Consider the following 20,211-nt stretch of genomic DNA (forward strand, 5'->3'; position numbering starts at 1 on the left):
TAATCGTTCCAGCTTATGCCAGATACACGCGCTACAACTTCACCTGCTGTTACAAACATCAGGTTGTTATAAGCGTATTTACTACGAAAACTGCTGGCTGGTTTTAAGTATTTTAAGCCTGATAAAATATCAGCAACTGATTTATCTGTGCTTGGCCAAATCATTAAGTCGCCTTGCCCAAGGCCTAAACCACTACGGTGGCTTAGTAAATCGCGCACTCGCATTTCCCGGGTTACATATGAGTCGTATAATCTAAATTCAGGTAAATGGTCGATTACGCGGTCATCCCAGCGTAATTTCCCCTCATCGACTAATTTAGCTAACGCGGCGCTGGTAAATGCCTTTGTATTTGATGCAATACCAAATAACGTATCTTTATTTACTTCAGCCTTTGTATTTAGGTTTGCGATGCCAAACCCTTTAGCGAGTACAACCTCGTCATTTTCAACAATAGCAACGGCCATACCAGGCACATCAAAGCGCGCCATAGAGGTTTTAATGACCTCTTCTATTTTGTTGGTATCAACCTGTGCCCAAGTATTAAAAGTAGCACTGGCCAGTAGTGTAAAAGCCGCTAAATTAGTCAGTTTCATGTTAGTCCTTTTATTATTGATGCACTGCAAGTTCAATTGCTGCGCGTTCTTTATTAGGATCGCTCTTTTGTGGGCGATTAAGTATTGCATCACTGTAAGCCTTTGGTACGCCCGCTTCAAGTGCTCCGCGATGAACATGTTTAACGTACCAATCGTAGGGTAAAACGTCCTCGTCGTGTGTATTTGCAATATAACAATGGGTATCAATTGTTTGCCCATTTAACAGCTCAACCGTTATATCTACACAATCGTAACCTGGGCCTTCTATCGCATCTAAAGTGAGTTTTTCGTCAGCGTTAACTTCATAGACCACACCGTATACTAAGGCATCTGCTTTATCAGTTTTTTGAATACTGCATTTACCCGAGCCATCAGAAAAAAGCATATCAAAGGTTAACTCATACCCTTTAAGGATTGCTGTGCCCACACGCTTTGCATTTGGCAAACGTGCCAACAAACGATTAGACGACATGTTAGATCCAAACGAAAAATTATATAAAGGCATGTTTACTCCTGCTTGTATTACATAAATTGAACAAGTTAAATAACAACACGTACAGCCAACGCAATTAAAATAACGCCAATACCTCGGTCAAACCAGTAGCCGCGTTGCTGAAAAAAATCACGCACGCAGGCTTTAGAAAGTACCAACGAAAGCGCAGAAAACCACGCCCATGTTGCAAGCGCCATATAAATACCATAACCAATTTGCACACTCACTGGCGTTGTTTGACTTATCACCAAGGTAAATAACGACATAAAAAAGAGAGTGGCTTTTGGGTTCAGTGCGTTAGTGAAAAAACCACGTCTAAAAGCAACCCAAATAGACTCCTCTGGAGCTGTTTGGTTATCAATATCATTGGTTGATGATGCGCCCGGCTTAGCCGCTCTTAGTGCTTGTATTCCAAGATAAGCCAAATAAGCGCCTGCTACATATTTAAGTGCCATAAACAAACTAGGCGATTGAGACAAAATAAGCGCCACACCCATTACACAATAAGCTATGTGCAACAAAATAGCGCCGCCAACGCCTGCACTTGTCCACAATGCGTTTCGCCTACCTTGTTGCACACTTTGCTTTAGCACAACAGCAAAGTCAGGACCTGGGCTTGCTACTGCAAAGAAGTGAGCAATAACAATTAATAAAAATTCATCTAAATAGTCCACACTTATCCTTGCTAGTTAGGTGCATACGCCAGTAATAACGGGTTTGCCGATTCACTCACCAGCGCTTTAATTTCTTTTTGCGCTTTTTTGAATTGGCTTCGTAAATGGGGCTTTAAATGTTTTTTAGATACGTTGTCTTTTTTGAAGTAGCACACCAAAGCATGCATAAATACCGTATGTGTTTCGCTCAATTGTGCTTCACGGTTAGCGTACGGGTTGTAACATGAGCCGCACCCGCCTTTAAACTGATACACCGTATTGCTCATCATGACACCAAAACCTAAAAAACAGGCAAGCGCATCAGCAGCTTGGGGTAAAAAGTCCTTCCCCCCTGGAGGTAATACACCCACATGATGAATCATAATAGTAGCCAGTGTTCCGGCAAAACTGGCAACTAAATCTTGGGGCTGATTTATTTGATTAGGGTTAAATGAAATATTAATAGCATGGCTCGGCGGCACAATTAACTCACAGCGCTCACCACGTATTACACTACTAAACTCAAAACGAGGAAACACTTGTGGCTGTAATTGCTGAGGCGCAACTAATTGAATTGGCCATGCACTCATTCCCGCATACGTAGTTACTCGCTTAAATACGCTGGTGGCCATTTGCTCAATACTTGATACCGAATCAGGAAAATATTGCCCTGTAGGCAATATTATTTGCGTATGTTTAGTAAAAAACTCAGCATCAAAATTTTCTACAGCCCAAATAAAGGTATCAATAAGCCATTGCTGCTCTTGTTGCTCTAACAAAGGCGCTGATTTAAATAACGCTAACATAGTGTACTCTTAATTTAATTATTCTTGCTCTTGTGCCCACTGCCATGCTTTCGTGTTATATAAAGGCACAGTAGATAATGCATGGTGATGACTGCCGCTCGACTCTTTTGTTGAATACGACAAATATAATAATGTGCGAGTTTTAGCGTCGTATATTCGGCGCACCTTTAACGATTTAAATAAAATGCTCTTTGATGACTTAAACACCACCTCACCAGACTTACTACGATCAATTTCTTGTAATTGCTCCGCAGTGATTGGCCCTGTTTGACGACACGCAATCGACATGTCTGACGGGTCAGAAAAGTCTAAATCGGCCTCAACATGACTAATATGACACGTCACTCCTTTAATGATCGGATCTTGTTGTGAGTTCACCACCACATCTTTTGTAGTAAACAAACCTAAACTCACCGACGCCACATCATCAGAGCAGGCACTTAACGTAATTACTGCGCCCATTAGCACGGCTAAATGTTTTATTTTTTGCTGAAATTTCATACTCATCCTTAATATAAGCTAGGTTTTTTTACACGCTTATTTTAATAAGCTTGGGTTCACCTGTGTGTTTTTATACTAACATCAAAAATCAGCACAACTAAATTAGTTTAAAACAAACATTTTAGCCGTATGGGGTTTAGCGAGCCGTCGTGTATTTGTTACAATTAACGACACGCTTAATGCCGTAACCAACAGGAACCACCCGCATGCCGCACATTATTATTGAGCACTCAGAAGACCTCCCTGTATTACCTCAAGTACTGGTAGAAAAAATCCATAAATGCACATTCGAAAGCGGTTTATTTGATTTAGAAACTATAAAAACTCGCGCAGTTGCATATCAGCAGTATCAATTGGGTGTGGGTAAAGAAGGGTTTATACATGTGCAAGCACACATTATGGCAGGGCGAACAGTAGAGCAAAAGCAAACTCTGAGTGAGCACCTACTTGCGTGTTTAAAAACCTATTGCAGGGAGTCTGACAGTTTAAGCGTTAATATTTACGACATGGACCACGAGATATATCGTAAAAATTAACACAATTCAGGCCTTGTACCATCATCACAAGGCCACTCGTCTTCAGTCAAAATATGCTTTGCCAATAGCGATGCCCTAAGAGCCATTATTTTACTTTTTAACTCATCACGTATCAGCCTTATTGCAGGCGAAATAAACTGCCGGCTCGGAAGCACTAACCACATTTCTGTTAAGGGTATTTTATAATCGGGTATTATTCGTTTGAGCTTTCCGCTAAGCAAATCATCTGCTACATCAATGGCTGACTTTTTTGCAATCCCAGCACCATCAACACACCAGCGTCTAACAATATCACCATCGTTTACAGCTCTATCGCTGTTCATTTTAACTTTGTATTGCTGTGTATTATCATAAAACTCCCAATCAGCGTGCACTACTTCGTAAAGTTTGTAGAGTAATGCGTTGTGCTCGCTCAAATCGTTCGGCACTAACGGCTCGCCATTCAGTTTTAAGTAACTAGGTGAAGCGCACACCACGTGTGGAATATTACAAATTTTAAATCCATATAAATTAAGCTCCTCAGCTACACCTTTTTTCATCGCTCTTAATGCAACATCAACTCCATCACGATAAAAATCAGCACGGCTATCACTTGCATGCAATCTCAAAGTTATAGAACTATGAATATCCATAAGCTCATTAAGCAAAACACGCATTAAATTACGTCCCATTTCAGACGACACAGCCATTCGCACTTCGCCTGTAATACACTCCTGCTTTTCATTAATAACCGCTGCCCTTGCATTAGTAGCCCAAGCGCCTGTTCGCATAAGGGTAAGTAACGCTCACCTTCAGCGGTCAATCTTATCTTTCTAGTAGTGCGAACAAATAGTTGTGTACCAAGAGCTTGCTCTATTCGTTTAATAGAGACACTCGCTGCCGACGAGCTCATATCCAACTGATGCGCAGCCGCTGTTATTGATTGAAGCTGCGCAACTTTTAGTAATACGCGTAAATCTGCAATTTTCATATCCGCCCCTTTATAAAACTATTCGTTGATGCTGCCAATTATCCACGTTTTAACGAAACTGTATTAAACATTAGCCTGTTTATGGAATGAAAAATACTCGCTATTGTGTCTCTATCCCAACGCAAAGGAAAATATTTATGAAATGTAGAATTGTCCTATCAGCTTTAATGCTCACAACTTCGCTTATATCTGTACCTACTTTTGCAGACGAGTACGAATCAAAAGTAATACCTGCGAACAAAGTCAAATGGGGCTATTTAAACCCATTAAGAGGCGATCAAAGTCCCGGTGCAGCCGATTTATGGGGCGATCGTACCGCAGATACCGCAACAGGTATGCTAGTACGCTTTAAAAAAGGGTTCGAGTCCCCGCCGCATATTCATAACATTACTTACCGAGGTATCGTAATTGAAGGCCAAATGCACAATGACGACCCCACAGCTGAAAAAATGTGGATGCCTGCAGGATCATTTTGGACACAACCTGCCGGTGAAAACCATACTACTGCAGCCAATGGCACTACAAATCTAATTTACCTAGAAATAGACTCAGGCCCTTATTTAGTAAAACCAACAAACAAACAAACAAACAGTTTGATAATGGTGAACGCCCATTAAACGTTCATAAAGACAACTTAGTTTGGCTAGACAAAAGCGACGTAAGCAATATTAATGCTAAAGGTGTACAAACAACCTACCTTTGGGGAGACACCGGGACAATGTACGGCTCAATGATAAAACTACCAGCCGGGTTTAAGGGGGAAATTAGCACAGATGCGGATGAGTTTCGAGCAGTGATAATTGCAGGCAACGTGCAATACAGCTCAAAAAGTAACTCACAAAACTTAAGTGCAGGTAGCTTTGTAGAATCTGGGGGTAAATTCATTCACTCGCTTGAGAACACAAGCGATATACCAGCAACTATTTACATTCGCAGCAATGGCTTATACCACGTAAATTAGCGTGTTATAGCTACGTAAAAACTAAAAAGCGCACTAATAAGTGCGCTCATTTAACTGCTTGTGATCAAAAGCTGTAACGTGCAGTTAAGCTAATATAATCTAAATCATCTATTGTGGTGTAGCTAGTACCTACAGAGAAATTTGTATTCACATAGTAACGAGCACCTAAAGTGATAGCTGTTTCACTGTCATCTGCAATATCAATGTAACTTAAGCGGCCATCAATTTCGATGCTATCAGTTAGCATTGATCTAACACCAACAGATAATCCATAGCCATTTTCATCATCCGACAAATCAGTACCGCTGAACGATACTTCAGTTTCAATGTTTTCGTACGTTACTAAACCATAAAAGTCAGTGCTTTCACTAATTGCAGTACGGTAACCCACGCCTGCGCTCAACCAATTTAGATCTACATCCAAACCATCTTCTGAGTCGCCTACAGTCTTATATTGACCAGACACAAAAAAGTTATCGCCTAGTAATTTACTACCATCAAGCGTCCAACCGTTTAAATCATCGCCATCAAGATCTGCATTTAAATAACCGCCAGAGACATAATTAAAGTTAGGTGTTTCTGCAAATGCAGCAGGGGTGACAAAAACTGAGCTTAATAATAAGAGTGCGACTTTATTCATTTTCATGGTACTTCCTTTTAGATATATTTTAACAACATATTGTTGTACCCAATAAAATACACAGCTATATATTTGATTGCAATTAGAAATTTTATAGATTAATTAAAAATCAATATATCAACCAATAAAGGATAATAATGTAGAGCTTTGGATTTTAAGTGCGTAAAAATTTAATAGGGATCTACTTGGAAAGTGGTGGCCCCTCCCAGACTCGAACTGGGGACCTAACGATTATGAGTCGAACTAAAAAAGTATTTACCTGCATTGCTACACACCTCAAACCCCTTATATTTACTGACTTAAAGCTTAAAATCAAAGTGTGGAACATTGCTTTACATTGATGTATATTTATCCAAAACCGATCCGTGAACGATCCGTAGATATTTAAAAGCCCTAAAAGTGCGCCAACACCTTTAGGGCTACCATCAAGAACCATAAGGGGGTTCAAGTGGCTAAAGCAAATAATACCACTAACAAAGTTAACTTTACTGCAGGACGTGTAAAAACATTTAAATGTGAGGAAGGTAAAAAAGAGTCTTTTTTATGGGACGACGAGTGTAAAGGCTTAGCAATACGTGCATTTGCCTCGGGTAAAAAGACCTATGTTTTTCAAGCATGGATTAATGGTAAAACGAGGCGCGCGGTAATTGGCCCAGTTGATGCGTTTGATATTGACCAAGCCAGAGCCAAAGCAAGAGAGTTTCAAACTCAAGCGAAAGACTACATAACCCCAGCCAAAGTTAAACAAGCAAAAGCAGCAAAAGAACTTGCCGAAGAACAAGAACAATTGCGCGGAACAACGACCTTAAAACAAGTATGGCTGGAGTATATCGACGCCAATAAAAAAAGGTGGGGTGAAAAGCATTACAAAGACCACCTAAAAGCAATTCAAGAACCTAACCAGCCATGGGCGCGAGGAAAAGGCCGTTTAACAAAAGCAGGCTGTTTACACTCACTTATTACAATCAAACTAAAAGACTTAAATGCCAAAAAAATTGAATCTTGGCTCAAAAAAGAAAATGAAACACGCGCAGGCGTTGCCGCACAAACCTATCGCTTACTATTCGCTTGTTTAAATTGGTGCACTGAACAAGATAAATATATTGGCTTAATTGATATCACAAAGCTTAAAACTAAAAACGTTAAAAGCGCTGTTACTAAACTAAAACCACGTACAGATGGTTTGCAAAAAGAGCAACTCCCCGCTTTTTTTAAATATGTGAGGCAAATACAAAATCCAGTTATTGCTGCTTATGCTCAAACATTGCTACTTACAGGCGCGCGCAGAAACGAGCTAGCAGGCCTAAAATGGTCTGAATTAGACTTTCAATGGAACAGCATAACTATTAGAGATAAGGCCACCAGCGAGGGCTTAGAGGCTGGTATTAGGGTTATTCCGCTCACTCCATATGTAGCAAGCTTACTCATAAATTTACCTCGCCGTAACGAGTGGGTTTTCTCAACTCCTACAGGTGTAAGTGGGAAGCTAACCGATCCTAGAAAAAGCCTAGAACCTGCTTTTCAAGCTGCTGGTATTGGGGGGCTAACACTACATGGTTTACGCCGTAGCTTTTCAAACTTATCTGAATGGGTAGAAATTCCCACAGGGGTTGTTGCTCAAATAATGGGGCACAAACCGAGCGCCACCGCTGAAAAACATTACAAGCAAAGGCCATTAGATTTACTAAGAAAATGGCACACAACATTAGAGGCTTGGATATTAGAGCAGGCTAAAATTGATTTACCCATAGAAAATAAACAACCTTTAACTCTTATTAGGAATGGGATATGACTGATAATAAATTTTTAGAAGCCGACCGCTTTATTGAGGCAAGATTAAAAGAAATAAAGGGGCAAGGAAAAGGTGAAATATACGAAGATATTAAGGGGGAAGAAAAAGAAGAAATGGACGATGACATTATGGAGGGTATGTTGAAATTTAATGTGCAGCCTTTAACTGTTCTTGAGAGAGCAAAAAAAGCAGGCACTTACACGAGCGAAATAACAGATAGCAAAACAGGTGTAAAAATCAACCGACTATATACAGTTGGTTCAGACGCAACTGAATTAAATAAAATTATTAATGAAGCTAAAAAGGACATTATTTGCTGGAAAGCACTCAAAAGGATTTTTAGAGATTTAAACGAACTGCAGAGGCCTGCCCCCGAAAAACTCAAAGAATTTATATTAGAGCTATTTGAAAAAGGTAAAAATAAACCAAACCCCCCTAATAAACCAAAAACCCCTCAGATATGGACAAACCTTACAAGGGACTTTGTAATAAAGATTATCGCTTCTGAAACAAAGAAAAAATTCCCCGATGTACCAATGACGACTTCCGAAAATCGACAGGATTTATGCATTTGTGGTCTGATAGGAAAACACTTTGACATGATGCCTGAAACAGTAAAACAGGTAGTTAGAGCGAAAAAGAAATTAAGAAAAAGTACATGACAGTGCTTTTTCAATTACGTACCTAATATTTAATTTTAAGATCGATACTCATCTATCAACATGGGTATCAAAATGAAATTAAAAACATCTTACCAAAAAAACCTTACTACGGAACTGCTTGCTAATGAACTTCATTGCAAGCCAAATACAATCAGAACTCGTCTGTGTAAAACAGGTACATTTCACGGCATTAAACCAATCAAGCTACCCTCAGGCCGCTTATTATGGCCTGCTGATGCCGTACAGGCTTTATTAGCTGGTAAGGGGGTTTAACCATGTATAAACACGCCCTATCAGCCAACAATCAGCAAATCATTATCGCTAAATACATTACTAAAAACGGCTCTGTGAACCGCTATGAAGCAGACGCCATAGGTGTTTGCCATTTAGCTGCCCGAATAAAGGAATTAAAATACAAAGGTATTATTTTTAACTGGGTAGATGAAAAAGTCTTTGACCCTCATGGCATAGAACACGACCGAGTAAGGCGCTACTCGTTTAAGTATAAGGCTATGAATCAAGAAGAAATAGAAAAGCTAAATAAGTTACTTGGGAAGTCCTAGAACGCATAGCTAAACACTATACGAACTAAGACCAATAACCACAGCTGGTGGGGAAGTTTGGCGACCTAGCCACCAGCTAATAAAGAGTAACTTATCTATGCTTAATATTCACTTTTTTTGCAGTATCTACTGTGTTTTTAATCTCATAATAATTTGTCGGTTTTGCCTTTATTTTTATTTGGCGGTTTTGTCTTGGCGGTTTTGTCACTGGACTATTGCCTTATCTCCAATGCTGGCGGCCTATTGCGTACTCATGGGTAACGCAATTATAAGCGGTCGTTTATATTATCCCTTTAAGTGTGTGTATTAGTTTATGCAAAAACATAAGCGAAAAAACACCACGGGGAGAAAGTATATTTCTAAATCTGATACTGTTTTACATCGTGGTGAATTAGTGAAAGTTAACGCTAAGGGCTCAGGCTGTTATACGTACTTACTCAAGGTGTTATTTGAGCAATTTGATATAGGCTTAGATAAATGGGGTCGTCTAGTATTTATTATGATTGAGTTACATCAATCAGAGCTAACAGAAAACAACACTCGAATGACACAATTCAGAAAGCGCTTAACGACAAGGCTTAATGCACAATATGGTGATCTTGAAATTGGGTTTGCTTGGGTTAGAGAATTAGAGAAGTCTAAAGCACAGCATTATCACCTTGCACTATGGCTTGATGGTGACCGAGTGAAAACATCGCACTATGTTTGCAAGCTTGCTAAGCAAGTATGGGAAGAAATGGGAGGGTTTTATTCTAAAAACCGTAGAAGCTATATTTATGTTAATTCACCAGAGGCAAGATTAGATGCTTTACACTGGTTATCCTATTTAGCAAAGGGGCGTGGCAAAGGCTATAAAGACAGTCAAACAAAAGACTATGGTACAAGTAGGCTAAAAACTAAGCTGATATAAAATCTATTAACCGAACAAGGCAAGCATATACGAGCTAAAACTTAGTATAACTTATGGTTTTAGGGAGTTGCTTGATACTAACAACGCTACAAAACTTGATAAAACCTTACCTTTTGCCGTTTTGTTTATACATTTTTAAAGCTATACCATTATTCGAGACTTACTGAATTATGGTTTTCGAGTAATACATGCAATACGCTAAAGTTATATAGCCCAAAAGCTCATATAGGTTTTGCGAGCATTACGCGCGTGTAATAGTTGTTTTAAATTATAACAAAAGCCTAAAAACCGATCCGCTACCGTTCCGTAGAAATATTTTTTAAATTAAGTTAGTAGATATTTACTTGGAAAGCTTTGAAAGGTGGTGGCCCCTCCCAGACTCGAACTGGGGACCTAACGATTATGAGTCGTGTGCTCTAACCAACTGAGCTAAGGGGCCAACTTTATATAACTGCAAGGCAGTTAATTTTTGAAGCGTTCAGCCACAGAGCGACTAAAGCGGGTTGCAGTATAAAAACTTTTTTAGGGCTTGTCACTACCAAAAACCTTTATTTTAACAATCAATAAGCTAACTGCTTAAATTGTAATCTTTTAAAGAGTGTGAATGGGTAAATTTGGGGAGTTTTAGGAAAATAAAGTAAAAATGATTAAAAATAATATTTATTAATAGAATGCGCTGAGCGATATTTACTTACAACTGGCGTAAACATAGCTCAGCTGCGCATTATTTTTTAGCAATAATATAAATTGCATGTATTAACCCAGGGAAGTAACCCAATAGCGTTAATAAAATATTAATCCAAAAATGCATACCTAAGCCCACTTGTAAAAAAACACCTAGTGGTGGTAGCAAAACAGACAGTATTATGCGAATGATATCCATTATTTAGCTCCTTCAAACAGTTAAAAACAAAAAGCCCAGCAATGCTGGGCTTTGAGTATAACGTTATTCAGCTACGATAGATAAGTTATCTACCACATCACGTACGTCTTCAGCATTTTTTGCAATTTCGATTGCTAATTGCTTTTCCGCTGATGATTCAACTGAGCCGTTTAATGTAACAACACCATTATCGGTATCTACATCAATATCGGTTCCACCTACTTCAGAATCAAATAGGAAACGTGTTGTAATAACCGTGGTGATTTTAGCGTCCGTTAGGTCGTTATCATCATCCATCATTTTAGAATCTGTGTGTTTAGCGCTCATGTTTTTAACAACGGTTAGGCTGTTTTCAACGTCCATGACGCCATCTAGACTAAGTACAAGCTCTTCTGCTAGCTCTTTCTCTACTTCGCTATCAACTTTACCTGTAAGTACTACCTTGCCATTTGTTACATCAGTGTTTATGTCAAAGTTGTTTAGGTCTGTGTTCATAAGAAGCACAGTTTCTGCCTTGCCATCAATCCAAGCATCTTTACTTTCGTTTTCCCAGCTGTTTGCTTGTGCACCCATTGCTGTTGTACCAAGAACTAACGCGGCGATAATAGATTTGTTAAATGTTTTCATAATCTTTCTCCTTTTGATTAAAGACACTTTAACTAATGCGAACATCAAGCCAACTTTATTTACCATTAAAAATCATAAACTTAACGAGAAGCATAGACTCTTATAGGTTTAACGCATTCCCCTATTTACAGGCAAGTGAGTAAAACTTTCTCAAAGTGTGAAAATTACTAGATTATTGCTATTTTGGTTAATGTATCGTTAATATAACAACTAAACAAAAAGCCTTTAAAAATTAAACTATTGATAATAAACAAAATTAATTTTGGTATACGGTTTGCTAACTAGTTAACTAATTGCAAATACAATTAAGGAATGCCCCATGTCTGTAAAAGTTGAAGACCGCCCAATAGAGCAAGTACGCGAACAAGTGATTGATCAGTTAATTTATAACTATAGCCATGGCGTTATATCGGTTGAGGCATTTGAAAGACGATTAGACAAAGCAATGGATGCAAAAGACAATTCTGTGCTGCTTACGTTAGTAGAAGACTTAACACTTAATACCGACAAGCAATACAAAGCTGAAAAGCAATCGCAGTTTACGCCTAATTACAGTGCTCAACAAAATAGCGATGACGACATCACACTGCGCAGTATTTTGGGTTCAAACGAGCGAAGCGGACAATGGGTGGTTCCTAAAAATATTTACCTAAATAATTATATGGGCTCTGTGGTGCTTGATTTCACCGACGCTATCTTTACGCATCAAAACGTGACAATTCATGTTAATTGTATTTTTGGTAGCGACGAAATTTACGTACCCGAGCATGTTAATGTTGTGTCCAAAATGTTTTGTATTTTAAGCACGCTAGAAAACAAATCAGTAACGTTAAATAAGCGTCAAGGTCCTACCATTCATATTGAAGGCAAAGCGATACTAGGGTCGGTTGAAGTAAAGATAAAACGTACCATAAAAGAAAAGTTCATGAGCTTTGCAAACGATTTAAAGTCACAGCTAGGAGTCAGCAGTAAATAAGTGCAACTGTATTTGCTTTAATATGGCTGCTTTTGGCAGCCATATAGTGGTGGGCTTAAAGATCATTATTTCGTTCTGCAGGTATATCCGACAAGTACTCTACAAACTCAACTTCAAAGCCCGAAGGGTCTCTGAAGTAGATATTTTTTCTAAATGGGTTTTCATTGCCTTGCTTATGAACTGAAAAACCCGCTTTATTTAAACGAGACACCGTATTATCTAAATTAGCCGTCACGTAAGCAAAGTGAGCAAACCCAACTTGATGCCCTGAAAGCGATCTATTTTCACCCTCACCATGATCGCTCATTGCTATGTATTGCGTGTCGTCACCAAAGTGGACCCAACGCCTTGGTTTTCCATACCATTCACCCCGCCCTTCACTTCGTATTACCCAGTGGGGAAAAATGGCTTGGTAAAAGCGAATCATGGTACCAATGTTTTTAACAACTAAATTTACGTGTTCTAAATACATACTGTTTCCTTGTGAGTTAATTTAGACACACAATAAAACCTCAAGTTAACTTTAGGTAAAGCGCTTTTTTTAAATTTTTAGTGGGTAATTAAAAATACACTTTTGTTTTAATTAAATGTGCAACACTTTCAAGGCTGTACAAAAAACACTCACAAGTATTTAGGGTTTATTGTTTACTTTATGTCAAAAGTCGCTAAAATACGCCGGCTGAAAATACAAACGTTCTTTTACAACCCAAAGGTAACTCCATGCATCCAATGTTAAACATTGCGGTTCGCGCTGCGCGCAACGCAGGCAAAATTTTACTTCGCGCTGGCGAAGATTTATCAAAAGTTGAAGTGCAACAAAAAGGCGCTAACGACTTAGTAACTAATATTGATAAAGAAGCCGAAGCCGTAATCCGTGACACTATTTTACAGTCTTACCCTACTCACTCTGTTGTGGGCGAAGAACTAGGTGAACACAAAGGCAAGGATGATGATTACCAATGGATTGTAGATCCTATCGATGGAACAACAAACTTCATCAAAGGTATTCCACATTACGCAATCTCTATTGCACTTAAAGTTAAAGGTCGTTTAGACCAAGCCGTTATTTATGATCCGATTCGTGGTGAGCTTTTCACTGCATCTAAAGGTCAAGGCGCACAACTTAATAGCAAACGTTTACGCGTGAGTAAAACAACTGTTCTTGCTGGTACAGTTTTAGCAACGGGCTTTCCTTTTAAGCATAAACAACATACAGATGCATACACTGAAGCGTTTAAAGCGTTATTTGTTCACACTGCAGATATTCGTCGCGCAGGCTGTTCTGCATTAGACATGGCGTACGTTGCTGCTGGCCGTGTTGATGGCTTTTTTGAAATTGGCTTAAAACCTTGGCACTCTGCTGCAGGCGAGCTTATGGTTAAAGAAGCGGGTGGTATGGTTGTCGATTTTGCTGGTGGTAATAACTACAACCACAGTGGCAATATCATCTGTGGCGCGCCAAAACTGACTCAAGCTATTATTCGTGAAATTCGTCCAGTGTTAACTGAGTCGTTACTTCGCTAATAAATTGCTTTTACCAATATAATTGGTACAACAAAAAAGGAGCCTAGGCTCCTTTTTTGTTGTTAAAAATATGGGTTTATTAGCTTAATCTCTATAGTTTCCCCTTTTGTATAAGGAAGGGAATTTAAATCTGTAGCAAAGTATTCATAAAATAACGCATCAAACTCGCCGTTTTGCTGCATTATTTTAATTCCCTGCTCAAGCGCTTTAGCCAACTCAGGCTTATCCTTAGACACAAAATAATATAGCGCTGTTGGGTAGCTAATATATAAATTAGGCACAATACGTAAATTTTTGTGATCTCGCTCTAAAAGCTCAGAATTGACTTCAATAAATGATCGCGGAAAGTAATCTATGCGGCCTTGGCTAGTAAGCGCAAACATGGCTTTTAAGTTTGATAATGGTCTCACGTTTAAACCGTTATTAACCAATATGCGCGTATCAGGCCAATCATGCCCCTGTACCGATCTCAGTTTTGATAATTGCTCAAGCGTTTTTATATCTTTAAATTTATCTAAATTCTGTTTATTTGTAACTAACGCTCTTTTGCCTATATACCCTTTGAACAATGGAATTTTAATGGCCGTGGCTAATGACTCTCGTTCAGGGCTGCTCATACTCCAAAATAAATCAAGCGAGCTATCATCAAGTGACATTAAATTGCGTTGCTGATGCGGGTGTACAGCAACACGTTCTATTTCGACAGGATACTGGGCTCTTATCAATGCCTTGGTTAGCATGTCATTGAGGTAATCATCACGGGCAAAATGCGCATGTTGATCTTTCGGAATTTTTACAATATTAACTTCGCTTGCTACAACACTTCCAATAAACAAGCTCACTACACATACGATACACTTTAATGGCAACATCATGATCACCTATTAGTAAATTACCTTTTTACTATTTGCTAATCGCTACTACTGGAGGCGCTGGGCGCCTTCGCTTGCATGTAAAAAGATAGCTATGACGAAATCGTTTGGCTTCTTTCTTTGCATCCGTTGCTAATGCTGCAACCTGATGGCTATTTTTGCACTGCTGTAAATCGGGTTCAACTAATCCGATAGATAAGGTGAGTAACGGTACAAACTGCTTTTCACCTTCACGATTTGTAGCCCAATACCCTTTGCAAGCTATATGATCGGGCGTAAAAAAAGCACGAGAACGATGTTCAAACTGTTCAATAATACGATTACAAATACTTACCGCATCGCTTTGGTCAAAAACAACCATAAAGTCGTCACCACCAATGTGTCCTACAAAGTTAGCACTATTTGTACAGGCTTGCACTGTTACATCAGCCAATAATTTAATGACACTATCACCACTCGCGTAGCCATAAAGATCGTTAAACTGTTTAAAGTGATTCAGGTCAATATAAGCAAGATGAAATTTATTTTTATTACGTAACCTATGCTCTATAGCTTCGTTAATTGCAACATTGCCTGGCAACATTGTTAGCGGATTTGCATGTTGTGCGTGGCGAATTTTTTCTTCTGTTATATGTTTTAAAATGTCTCTTAGTGGCGCAAGCCCTAAATAATTGCCGCCTCTAGTAATAACAATATGGCGCCTAATATCGAAGTCTTGCTCAGTTATTTGCTTACTCACCGTATCTAGCTTTTGGTCTTCATCAACAATTAGGGGTTGTTTGTCCATTAACTCTATAACAGGGCGCTTATCATAAAGAGCATGACCATAGGGTGCTGCAAATACCTCGGTAAGTTGGTCTTTATGTAGTAGGCCCACTGGCTGACCCTGTTGATTAATTACAGGTATGCTAATAATGGCTTTGTCTTGCTCAAAGAGTAAATGAGCGTCTTTGCATCGGGTATCACTTGCTATGGCCTTTTGTGGTTGGCTTAGCGCGCCAATCGCCATTGACTGGTCAAACTGATCACATAATTTAAATGTAAGTGCTTGTATTTGAGCAGAGCTAAAATCACGACTTGGTTGCAAGTTCGGTCGTTCAAATAAAAAACCTTGTACATTATTAATGCCTAAACTTTCAACCAGAGCGAGTTCCTCAGAGCGCTCAATGCCTTCTGCAATCACTAAGGTGTTTGTTGCTTTAGCTAAAACAATAATTGATTTTAAAAACTCCTTTTTAACCTCACTCTGATCGCAATGATCGATAAAATAACGATCTATTTTTACATAGTCAGGACGCAGTGCAGACCACTGCTTTAAGCCAGAGTACCCAGTTCCTAAATCATCAATTGCAATGGTAAAACCGAGCTCTCGGTAATGCGCAATGGTTTTAAGTAATAAGTCGTCGTTATCTACTTTGTCTTGCTCTGTTACTTCTATAACAACACGATTAGTCGCTAAACCAAACTGCTCGGTTAGGTGGCGTGTTTCGCCTTTTGGGTGGCAAGGGTCTAGTAGCGTTTTTGGACTCACATTTAAAAAAAGCTTACCTTGTAAATTTAGCTTAACAAAGTTTTCTATTGCCTTTGAGCGGCATAGTAGCTCTAGCTCAGAAATAAGGCCCTCTTGATGCGCAGCTTTAAAGAGCATATTGGGCATTTCTAATAAGCTCTTTTGTGGACCTCGACTAAGCGCCTCGTAACCAAGAATGAGCTGACCAGATATATCTAAAATAGGCTGAAATAACGTGGTTACTTCCCCACTATCTAAAATAGCCTCTAAGGCTTGTCGTTGAAGGGTCACTACTGGCTCAATTATTATTTTAAATAGAGCAACAAAATATCAATTCTGTATGACATTTTTATTTCAAGCCCCTATATTACAGGCAATAAAAAACCGCTCATAGAGCGGTTTTTTTAATGCATTTAAGGTTATGGCATTGCCATCGGATCTTGATCTGCACCTTCTTTTTCTATCACTTCTGGTATTAAATCTTCTTTACTTACTCCCATTGCAAGTGCAACCGAGCTTGCAACATATACAGAAGAATATGTACCAATAAATACACCAAACAATAATGCAGTAGCAAAACCATGAATGGTTTGTCCACCCCATACAAACAATGCAATCAATACCAAAATTGTGGTGATTGATGTAACAAGTGTACGGTTAAGTGTTTGCGTAAGTGAAATATCAATAATTTCAACGGTATCGTCGATGCGTACTTTACGGAAATTTTCACGAATACGGTCAGATACAACAATAGTATCGTTGAGTGAGTAACCGATTACCGCCAATATTGCCGCTAATATAGTTAAATCAAACTCTAAACCCAGTACTGAAAACAAACCTAAAGTGATAATTACATCGTGTAATAGTGCGCCTACAGCACCCACAGCAAAACGCCATTCAAAACGAAATGCAACGTAAATTAAGATACAAATAAGTGCAGTTAACATGGCTAGGCCACCCTGCTCTTTTAAGTCTTCACCGACACTTGGGCCAACAAACTCAATACGGCGCATAACTACGCTGTCGTCCGCTTTTTTCAATGCATCAATTACTTGGTTACCAATTACTTCAGCTTTAACATCGCTACCACGTGGAGCTAAGCGCACTAATATATCTTGGCTCGAACCAAATAGCTGCACTGATGCATCAGCAAAGCCATTTTCACCAAGTACATTACGCACTTTTTTAAGATCAGCCGGTTGAGAAAAACCCACTTCTACAGCGGTGCCGCCGGTAAAATCAAGACCAAAATTTAAGCCCTTCGTAAACATTGATACTATCGACGCTACAATTAATAGCGTAGAAAAGCCCATTGCCACTTTTCGAAGAGACATGAAACGAAGGGTTCTGCTACCCAAACTTAAAATTTGCATGTCTGCTCCTTAAATAGAAAGTTTATCAATGCGTTTACCACCAATAAATAAGTTGATCACCGCTCGGGTACCAACAATGGCTGTAAACATTGAAGTTAAAATACCAATAGCTAATGTAACGGCAAAGCCTGCAATTGGGCCCGTGCCCACAGCAAACAATATAACTGCCGCAATTAACGTAGTGATATTGGCATCAAATATAGTGCTGAATGCGCTATCGTAACCAAAATGAACGGCTTGTTGCGGGCTACGACCATCGGCCAGCTCTTCACGAATACGTTCAAAAATAAGTACATTGGCATCAACCGCCATACCAACTGTCAGTACAATACCTGCAATACCCGGCAAGGTTAACGTAGCGCCTGGAATAAGTGACATTATGCCAACAATAAGCACCAAGTTGGCAGCAAGCGCTAAGTTAGCCACTAAGCCAAACCCTTTGTAATAAATAAGCATAAAGGCAAGTACAAACGCAAAACCAAGTGCAACCGCAGTCATACCTGCTTCAATGTTTTCTTGGCCTAAGCTTGGCCCCACTGTACGCTCTTCAACAATTTGAATTGGCGCAACAAGTGCACCTGCGCGAAGCAGTAAACTTAAGTTATGTGCTTCAGCTGGGTTATCAATACCTGTAATACGAAAAGAGCGGTCTAAACGAGCTTGAATTGTTGCCACGTTAATAACCTCTTCTACCTTAATAGGTGGAAGTGCTTTACCGTTTTCGTCTTTTTTACCTGATGGTTTGTATTCAATAAATACCGTTGCCATGCGTTTGCCAATTGCACGCTTAGTAAAGGCATTCATTTTTGAACCGCCTTTACTGTCGAGTGAAATACTTACTTGTGGGCGTTGGTATTCATCTGCGCCAGATTGGGCGCCAGTGATATGGCTACCTTCAAGAATAATGCGTTTTTTAAGTACCACAGGGTAACCGTCGCGGCTCATGATCATTTCAGTGCCTGCAGGGATACGGCCTTGAGCAGCAGCGCTTGGATCGGCGTTTTCGTCTACTTCACGAAATTCAAGCGTTGCTGTCGCGCCTAAAATTTCTTTAGCACGAGCGGTATCTTGCACACCAGGTAATTGCACAATAATACGTTCAGCACCTTGGCGCTGTACGTTTGGCTCTGCAACACCAATTTGGTTGATTCGATTACGAATGATTGTTTCGTTTTGCTTGATGGCGTAGTCACGAATCTCTTTCAGTTTTTGCTCACTCATAGTGGCAAAAAATGCACTATCGTTACTGCTGTCATCAATGTATACGTTAAGTGGATAACGAGATTCTAAAAAGCGCTCTGCAGCATTTTTATCTTCTTCATTACGCATTTCAACACGCATACGGTCAGAGCCAGCCACGCGACGAACGCTGCGATAACGAAGTTTTTCTTCGCGTAGATCGCTACGGAAATCTTGCTCCATTTGCTCAAGCTGGTTATCAACCGCTGTTGCCATGTCGATTTCCATGGTGAAATGTACGCCACCACTTAAATCTAGACCTAACTTCATTGGATTTCCGCCAAGGGATTTTAACCAAAGAGGTTGAGCCGGCGCCATATTAATGGCTGAAATGTAATCGTCACTTAGCGAGTCACGCAGTAAATCTTGTGCTTTTAATTGCTCTTCAACATTTTTAAAACGAACAAGTATTTGCCCGCCTTCAAGCTTAGTTGATTTAACTGCTACGTTATGTTTTTTAAGGGTTGCGTTTACTTTGTCTACTACACTGAGATCAACATCAGCACCTTTAGCGCCCGAAACTTGTATAGCCGGGTCACGGCCATACAAGTTTGGAGAGGCATATAAAAGGCCAATGGCAACCACAGCTAAAACAAGTAAATACTTCCACACTGGAAACTTGTTTAACACGGGGTCGTCCTTATTATTTTTATAGCGACTTCATTGTGCCTTTTGGCAATACAGCAGATACAGACGCTTTTTGAACTGTAACTTCTGCTTGCTCATTTAAAGAGATAACGATGAAATCTTTATCTTCTGCAATTTTAACAATTTTACCTACTAAACCACCTTGGGTTAGTACTTCATCGCCTTTAGCCATCGCATTCATTAAGCCTTTATGCTCTTTAACACGCTTAGCTTGTGGGCGGTAAATTAAAAAGTAAAAAACTAAACCGAAAATAGCTAACATGATTAGCATTTCCATGCCGCCACCGGCTGCAGGTGCGCCAGCTGATGCGTGTGCGTTTGAAATAAATAAACTCATAATACTTCCTCTTTAAATTTAAAGTTTAATTTTTTATATCTGCAAGCTCTGGCACTTCTTGGCCGCGGCGAGCGTAAAAATCTTTTACAAATTCTTCTAGTTTACCTTCGCTAATTGCATTGCGCAGGCCTTCCATAACACG

Annotated in this window: 22 protein-coding genes, 2 tRNA genes and 3 pseudogenes; 9 read left to right on the forward strand and 18 right to left on the reverse strand. The window is 39.4% G+C overall.

The features are described 5' to 3' along the window. From BCG07_RS08160 to BCG07_RS08180, 5 genes are all read right to left on the reverse strand, one after another. Positions 1 to 593, reverse strand: a 593-nt coding sequence (locus BCG07_RS08160) for a serine hydrolase domain-containing protein (RefSeq protein WP_286889734.1), incomplete at its 3' end; no start/stop codon positions are given. Between the two features lie 13 nt (positions 594 to 606). Beyond that, positions 607 to 1,098: a gamma-glutamylcyclotransferase family protein gene (locus tag BCG07_RS08165; RefSeq protein WP_286889735.1), complete on the reverse strand. Its 492-nt coding sequence runs from the start codon at positions 1,096 to 1,098 to the stop codon at positions 607 to 609. Positions 1,099 to 1,133: 35 nt separating this feature from the next. Beyond that, a complete protein-coding gene (locus BCG07_RS08170) occupies positions 1,134 to 1,760 on the reverse strand; it encodes a LysE family translocator (RefSeq protein WP_008128734.1) in 627 nt (208 codons plus the stop codon). 11 nt (positions 1,761 to 1,771) lie between these two features. Next, positions 1,772 to 2,545: a hypothetical protein gene (locus BCG07_RS08175; protein ID WP_039037989.1), complete on the reverse strand. Its 774-nt coding sequence runs from the start codon at positions 2,543 to 2,545 to the stop codon at positions 1,772 to 1,774. 18 nt (positions 2,546 to 2,563) lie between these two features. Beyond that, positions 2,564 to 3,046: a CreA family protein gene (locus tag BCG07_RS08180; RefSeq protein ID WP_006791174.1), complete on the reverse strand. Its 483-nt coding sequence runs from the start codon at positions 3,044 to 3,046 to the stop codon at positions 2,564 to 2,566. A gap of 206 nt (positions 3,047 to 3,252) precedes the next feature. On the opposite strand from BCG07_RS08180, the gene BCG07_RS08185 reads away from it, so the two are divergent. Then, positions 3,253 to 3,582, forward strand: coding sequence for a 5-carboxymethyl-2-hydroxymuconate Delta-isomerase (locus BCG07_RS08185; RefSeq protein WP_006791175.1), 330 nt, complete (start codon positions 3,253 to 3,255; stop codon positions 3,580 to 3,582). On the opposite strand, the pseudogene BCG07_RS08190 reads toward BCG07_RS08185, so the two are convergent. Beyond that, positions 3,579 to 4,552: pseudogene (locus BCG07_RS08190) on the reverse strand (LysR family transcriptional regulator). The gene BCG07_RS08185 and the pseudogene BCG07_RS08190 overlap by 4 nt on opposite strands. A gap of 137 nt (positions 4,553 to 4,689) precedes the next feature. Between BCG07_RS08190 and BCG07_RS08195 the strand changes: the two are divergent. After that, a pseudogene (locus tag BCG07_RS08195) lies at positions 4,690 to 5,513 on the forward strand (DUF4437 domain-containing protein). A gap of 64 nt (positions 5,514 to 5,577) precedes the next feature. Here the strand turns inward: BCG07_RS08195 and BCG07_RS08200 are convergent. Both BCG07_RS08200 and BCG07_RS08205 read right to left on the reverse strand, forming a co-directional pair. After that, positions 5,578 to 6,159: a porin family protein gene (locus tag BCG07_RS08200; RefSeq protein ID WP_058429645.1), complete on the reverse strand. Its 582-nt coding sequence runs from the start codon at positions 6,157 to 6,159 to the stop codon at positions 5,578 to 5,580. A gap of 187 nt (positions 6,160 to 6,346) precedes the next feature. Then, positions 6,347 to 6,436, reverse strand: a tRNA-Ser gene (locus BCG07_RS08205). 165 nt (positions 6,437 to 6,601) lie between these two features. Between BCG07_RS08205 and BCG07_RS08210 the strand changes: the two genes are divergently transcribed. The 5 genes from BCG07_RS08210 to BCG07_RS08230 all read left to right on the forward strand — a co-directional run bounded on the left by BCG07_RS08210 (position 6,602) and on the right by BCG07_RS08230 (position 10,080). Continuing rightward, complete coding sequence (locus BCG07_RS08210; protein WP_277053703.1) at positions 6,602 to 7,945, forward strand: tyrosine-type recombinase/integrase; 1,344 nt, start codon at positions 6,602 to 6,604, stop codon at positions 7,943 to 7,945. Beyond that, positions 7,942 to 8,607 carry a hypothetical protein gene (locus BCG07_RS08215; RefSeq protein WP_277053704.1) on the forward strand — a complete coding sequence of 222 codons (666 nt, stop codon included), beginning with the start codon at positions 7,942 to 7,944 and terminating at the stop codon, positions 8,605 to 8,607. The genes BCG07_RS08210 and BCG07_RS08215 overlap by 4 nt, the downstream gene beginning before the upstream one ends. A 72-nt stretch (positions 8,608 to 8,679) precedes the next feature. Further along, a complete protein-coding gene (locus BCG07_RS08220; RefSeq protein ID WP_277053705.1) occupies positions 8,680 to 8,880 on the forward strand; it encodes a helix-turn-helix transcriptional regulator in 201 nt (66 codons plus the stop codon). 2 nt (positions 8,881 to 8,882) lie between these two features. Continuing rightward, entirely contained in the window at positions 8,883 to 9,170 is a 288-nt protein-coding gene (locus BCG07_RS08225) for a helix-turn-helix domain-containing protein (protein ID WP_277053706.1), read from the forward strand. Between the two features lie 313 nt (positions 9,171 to 9,483). Then, positions 9,484 to 10,080 (forward strand): YagK/YfjJ domain-containing protein, encoded by a 597-nt coding sequence (locus BCG07_RS08230; RefSeq protein ID WP_024605474.1) that lies wholly within the window; start codon positions 9,484 to 9,486, stop codon positions 10,078 to 10,080. Between the two features lie 362 nt (positions 10,081 to 10,442). On the opposite strand, the gene BCG07_RS08235 is transcribed toward BCG07_RS08230, so the two are convergent. The 3 genes from BCG07_RS08235 to BCG07_RS08245 form a co-directional block, all read right to left on the reverse strand. Then, positions 10,443 to 10,519 (reverse strand) — tRNA-Ile (locus BCG07_RS08235). Between the two features lie 285 nt (positions 10,520 to 10,804). Beyond that, positions 10,805 to 10,963 (reverse strand): YqaE/Pmp3 family membrane protein, encoded by a 159-nt coding sequence (locus BCG07_RS08240; RefSeq protein WP_006791179.1) that lies wholly within the window; start codon positions 10,961 to 10,963, stop codon positions 10,805 to 10,807. A 63-nt stretch (positions 10,964 to 11,026) separates the two neighbouring features. After that, a complete protein-coding gene (locus BCG07_RS08245) occupies positions 11,027 to 11,590 on the reverse strand; it encodes a BON domain-containing protein (RefSeq protein WP_006791180.1) in 564 nt (187 codons plus the stop codon). 319 nt (positions 11,591 to 11,909) lie between these two features. Here BCG07_RS08245 and BCG07_RS08250 point away from each other — a divergent pair, with 319 nt between their 5' ends. Continuing rightward, positions 11,910 to 12,566, forward strand: a complete 657-nt coding sequence (locus BCG07_RS08250) for a LiaF domain-containing protein (protein WP_243531813.1) — start codon at positions 11,910 to 11,912, stop codon at positions 12,564 to 12,566. Positions 12,567 to 12,621: 55 nt separating this feature from the next. On the opposite strand, the gene BCG07_RS08255 is transcribed toward BCG07_RS08250, so the two are convergent. Further along, the gene (locus BCG07_RS08255; protein WP_243531816.1) at positions 12,622 to 13,038 is read right to left on the reverse strand and encodes a VOC family protein; all 417 of its coding nucleotides are present in this window, start codon (positions 13,036 to 13,038) and stop codon (positions 12,622 to 12,624) included. Positions 13,039 to 13,286: 248 nt separating this feature from the next. On the opposite strand from BCG07_RS08255, the gene suhB reads away from it, so the two are divergent. Further along, positions 13,287 to 14,090, forward strand: coding sequence for an inositol-1-monophosphatase (gene suhB, locus BCG07_RS08260; protein ID WP_006791183.1), 804 nt, complete (start codon positions 13,287 to 13,289; stop codon positions 14,088 to 14,090). 62 nt (positions 14,091 to 14,152) lie between these two features. Here suhB and BCG07_RS08265 read toward each other — a convergent pair whose 3' ends face one another. From BCG07_RS08265 to tgt, 6 genes and pseudogenes are all read right to left on the reverse strand, one after another. Then, the gene (locus tag BCG07_RS08265) at positions 14,153 to 14,962 is read right to left on the reverse strand and encodes a substrate-binding periplasmic protein (RefSeq protein ID WP_277054659.1); all 810 of its coding nucleotides are present in this window, start codon (positions 14,960 to 14,962) and stop codon (positions 14,153 to 14,155) included. A gap of 31 nt (positions 14,963 to 14,993) precedes the next feature. Then, a complete protein-coding gene (locus BCG07_RS08270; protein ID WP_286889746.1) occupies positions 14,994 to 16,763 on the reverse strand; it encodes a bifunctional diguanylate cyclase/phosphodiesterase in 1,770 nt (589 codons plus the stop codon). Between the two features lie 128 nt (positions 16,764 to 16,891). Further along, entirely contained in the window at positions 16,892 to 17,845 is a 954-nt protein-coding gene (secF, locus tag BCG07_RS08275; protein WP_006791186.1) for a protein translocase subunit SecF, read from the reverse strand. A gap of 9 nt (positions 17,846 to 17,854) precedes the next feature. Further along, on the reverse strand, positions 17,855 to 19,714 hold the full coding sequence (gene secD, locus BCG07_RS08280; protein WP_286889749.1) for a protein translocase subunit SecD: 1,860 nt from the start codon (positions 19,712 to 19,714) through the stop codon (positions 17,855 to 17,857). 19 nt (positions 19,715 to 19,733) lie between these two features. Next, positions 19,734 to 20,069: a preprotein translocase subunit YajC gene (yajC, locus tag BCG07_RS08285; protein ID WP_006791188.1), complete on the reverse strand. Its 336-nt coding sequence runs from the start codon at positions 20,067 to 20,069 to the stop codon at positions 19,734 to 19,736. 25 nt (positions 20,070 to 20,094) lie between these two features. Then, a pseudogene (gene tgt / locus BCG07_RS08290) lies at positions 20,095 to 20,211 on the reverse strand (tRNA guanosine(34) transglycosylase Tgt); the annotation flags it as partial.

The organism is Pseudoalteromonas sp. ESRF-bin5, assembly GCF_002632075.1.
GTDB classification, from domain to species: Bacteria; Pseudomonadota; Gammaproteobacteria; order Enterobacterales; family Alteromonadaceae; genus Pseudoalteromonas; species Pseudoalteromonas marina.

Coding starts and splice junctions, on each gene's coding strand:
- BCG07_RS08175 (WP_039037989.1), bottom strand. CDS start 2,545: ATGTTAGCGTTATTTAAATCAGCGCCTTTGTTAGAGCAACAAGAGCAG.
- suhB (WP_006791183.1), top strand. CDS start 13,287: ATGCATCCAATGTTAAACATTGCGGTTCGCGCTGCGCGCAACGCAGGC.
- secF (WP_006791186.1), bottom strand. CDS start 17,845: ATGCAAATTTTAAGTTTGGGTAGCAGAACCCTTCGTTTCATGTCTCTT.
- BCG07_RS08185 (WP_006791175.1), top strand. CDS start 3,253: ATGCCGCACATTATTATTGAGCACTCAGAAGACCTCCCTGTATTACCT.
- BCG07_RS08265 (WP_277054659.1), bottom strand. CDS start 14,962: ATGTTGCCATTAAAGTGTATCGTATGTGTAGTGAGCTTGTTTATTGGA.
- BCG07_RS08225 (WP_277053706.1), top strand. CDS start 8,883: ATGTATAAACACGCCCTATCAGCCAACAATCAGCAAATCATTATCGCT.
- BCG07_RS08215 (WP_277053704.1), top strand. CDS start 7,942: ATGACTGATAATAAATTTTTAGAAGCCGACCGCTTTATTGAGGCAAGA.
- yajC (WP_006791188.1), bottom strand. CDS start 20,069: ATGAGTTTATTTATTTCAAACGCACACGCATCAGCTGGCGCACCTGCA.
- BCG07_RS08245 (WP_006791180.1), bottom strand. CDS start 11,590: ATGAAAACATTTAACAAATCTATTATCGCCGCGTTAGTTCTTGGTACA.
- BCG07_RS08255 (WP_243531816.1), bottom strand. CDS start 13,038: ATGTATTTAGAACACGTAAATTTAGTTGTTAAAAACATTGGTACCATG.
- BCG07_RS08220 (WP_277053705.1), top strand. CDS start 8,680: ATGAAATTAAAAACATCTTACCAAAAAAACCTTACTACGGAACTGCTT.
- BCG07_RS08180 (WP_006791174.1), bottom strand. CDS start 3,046: ATGAAATTTCAGCAAAAAATAAAACATTTAGCCGTGCTAATGGGCGCA.
- BCG07_RS08250 (WP_243531813.1), top strand. CDS start 11,910: ATGTCTGTAAAAGTTGAAGACCGCCCAATAGAGCAAGTACGCGAACAA.
- BCG07_RS08165 (WP_286889735.1), bottom strand. CDS start 1,098: ATGCCTTTATATAATTTTTCGTTTGGATCTAACATGTCGTCTAATCGT.
- BCG07_RS08230 (WP_024605474.1), top strand. CDS start 9,484: ATGCAAAAACATAAGCGAAAAAACACCACGGGGAGAAAGTATATTTCT.
- BCG07_RS08200 (WP_058429645.1), bottom strand. CDS start 6,159: ATGAAAATGAATAAAGTCGCACTCTTATTATTAAGCTCAGTTTTTGTC.
- BCG07_RS08240 (WP_006791179.1), bottom strand. CDS start 10,963: ATGGATATCATTCGCATAATACTGTCTGTTTTGCTACCACCACTAGGT.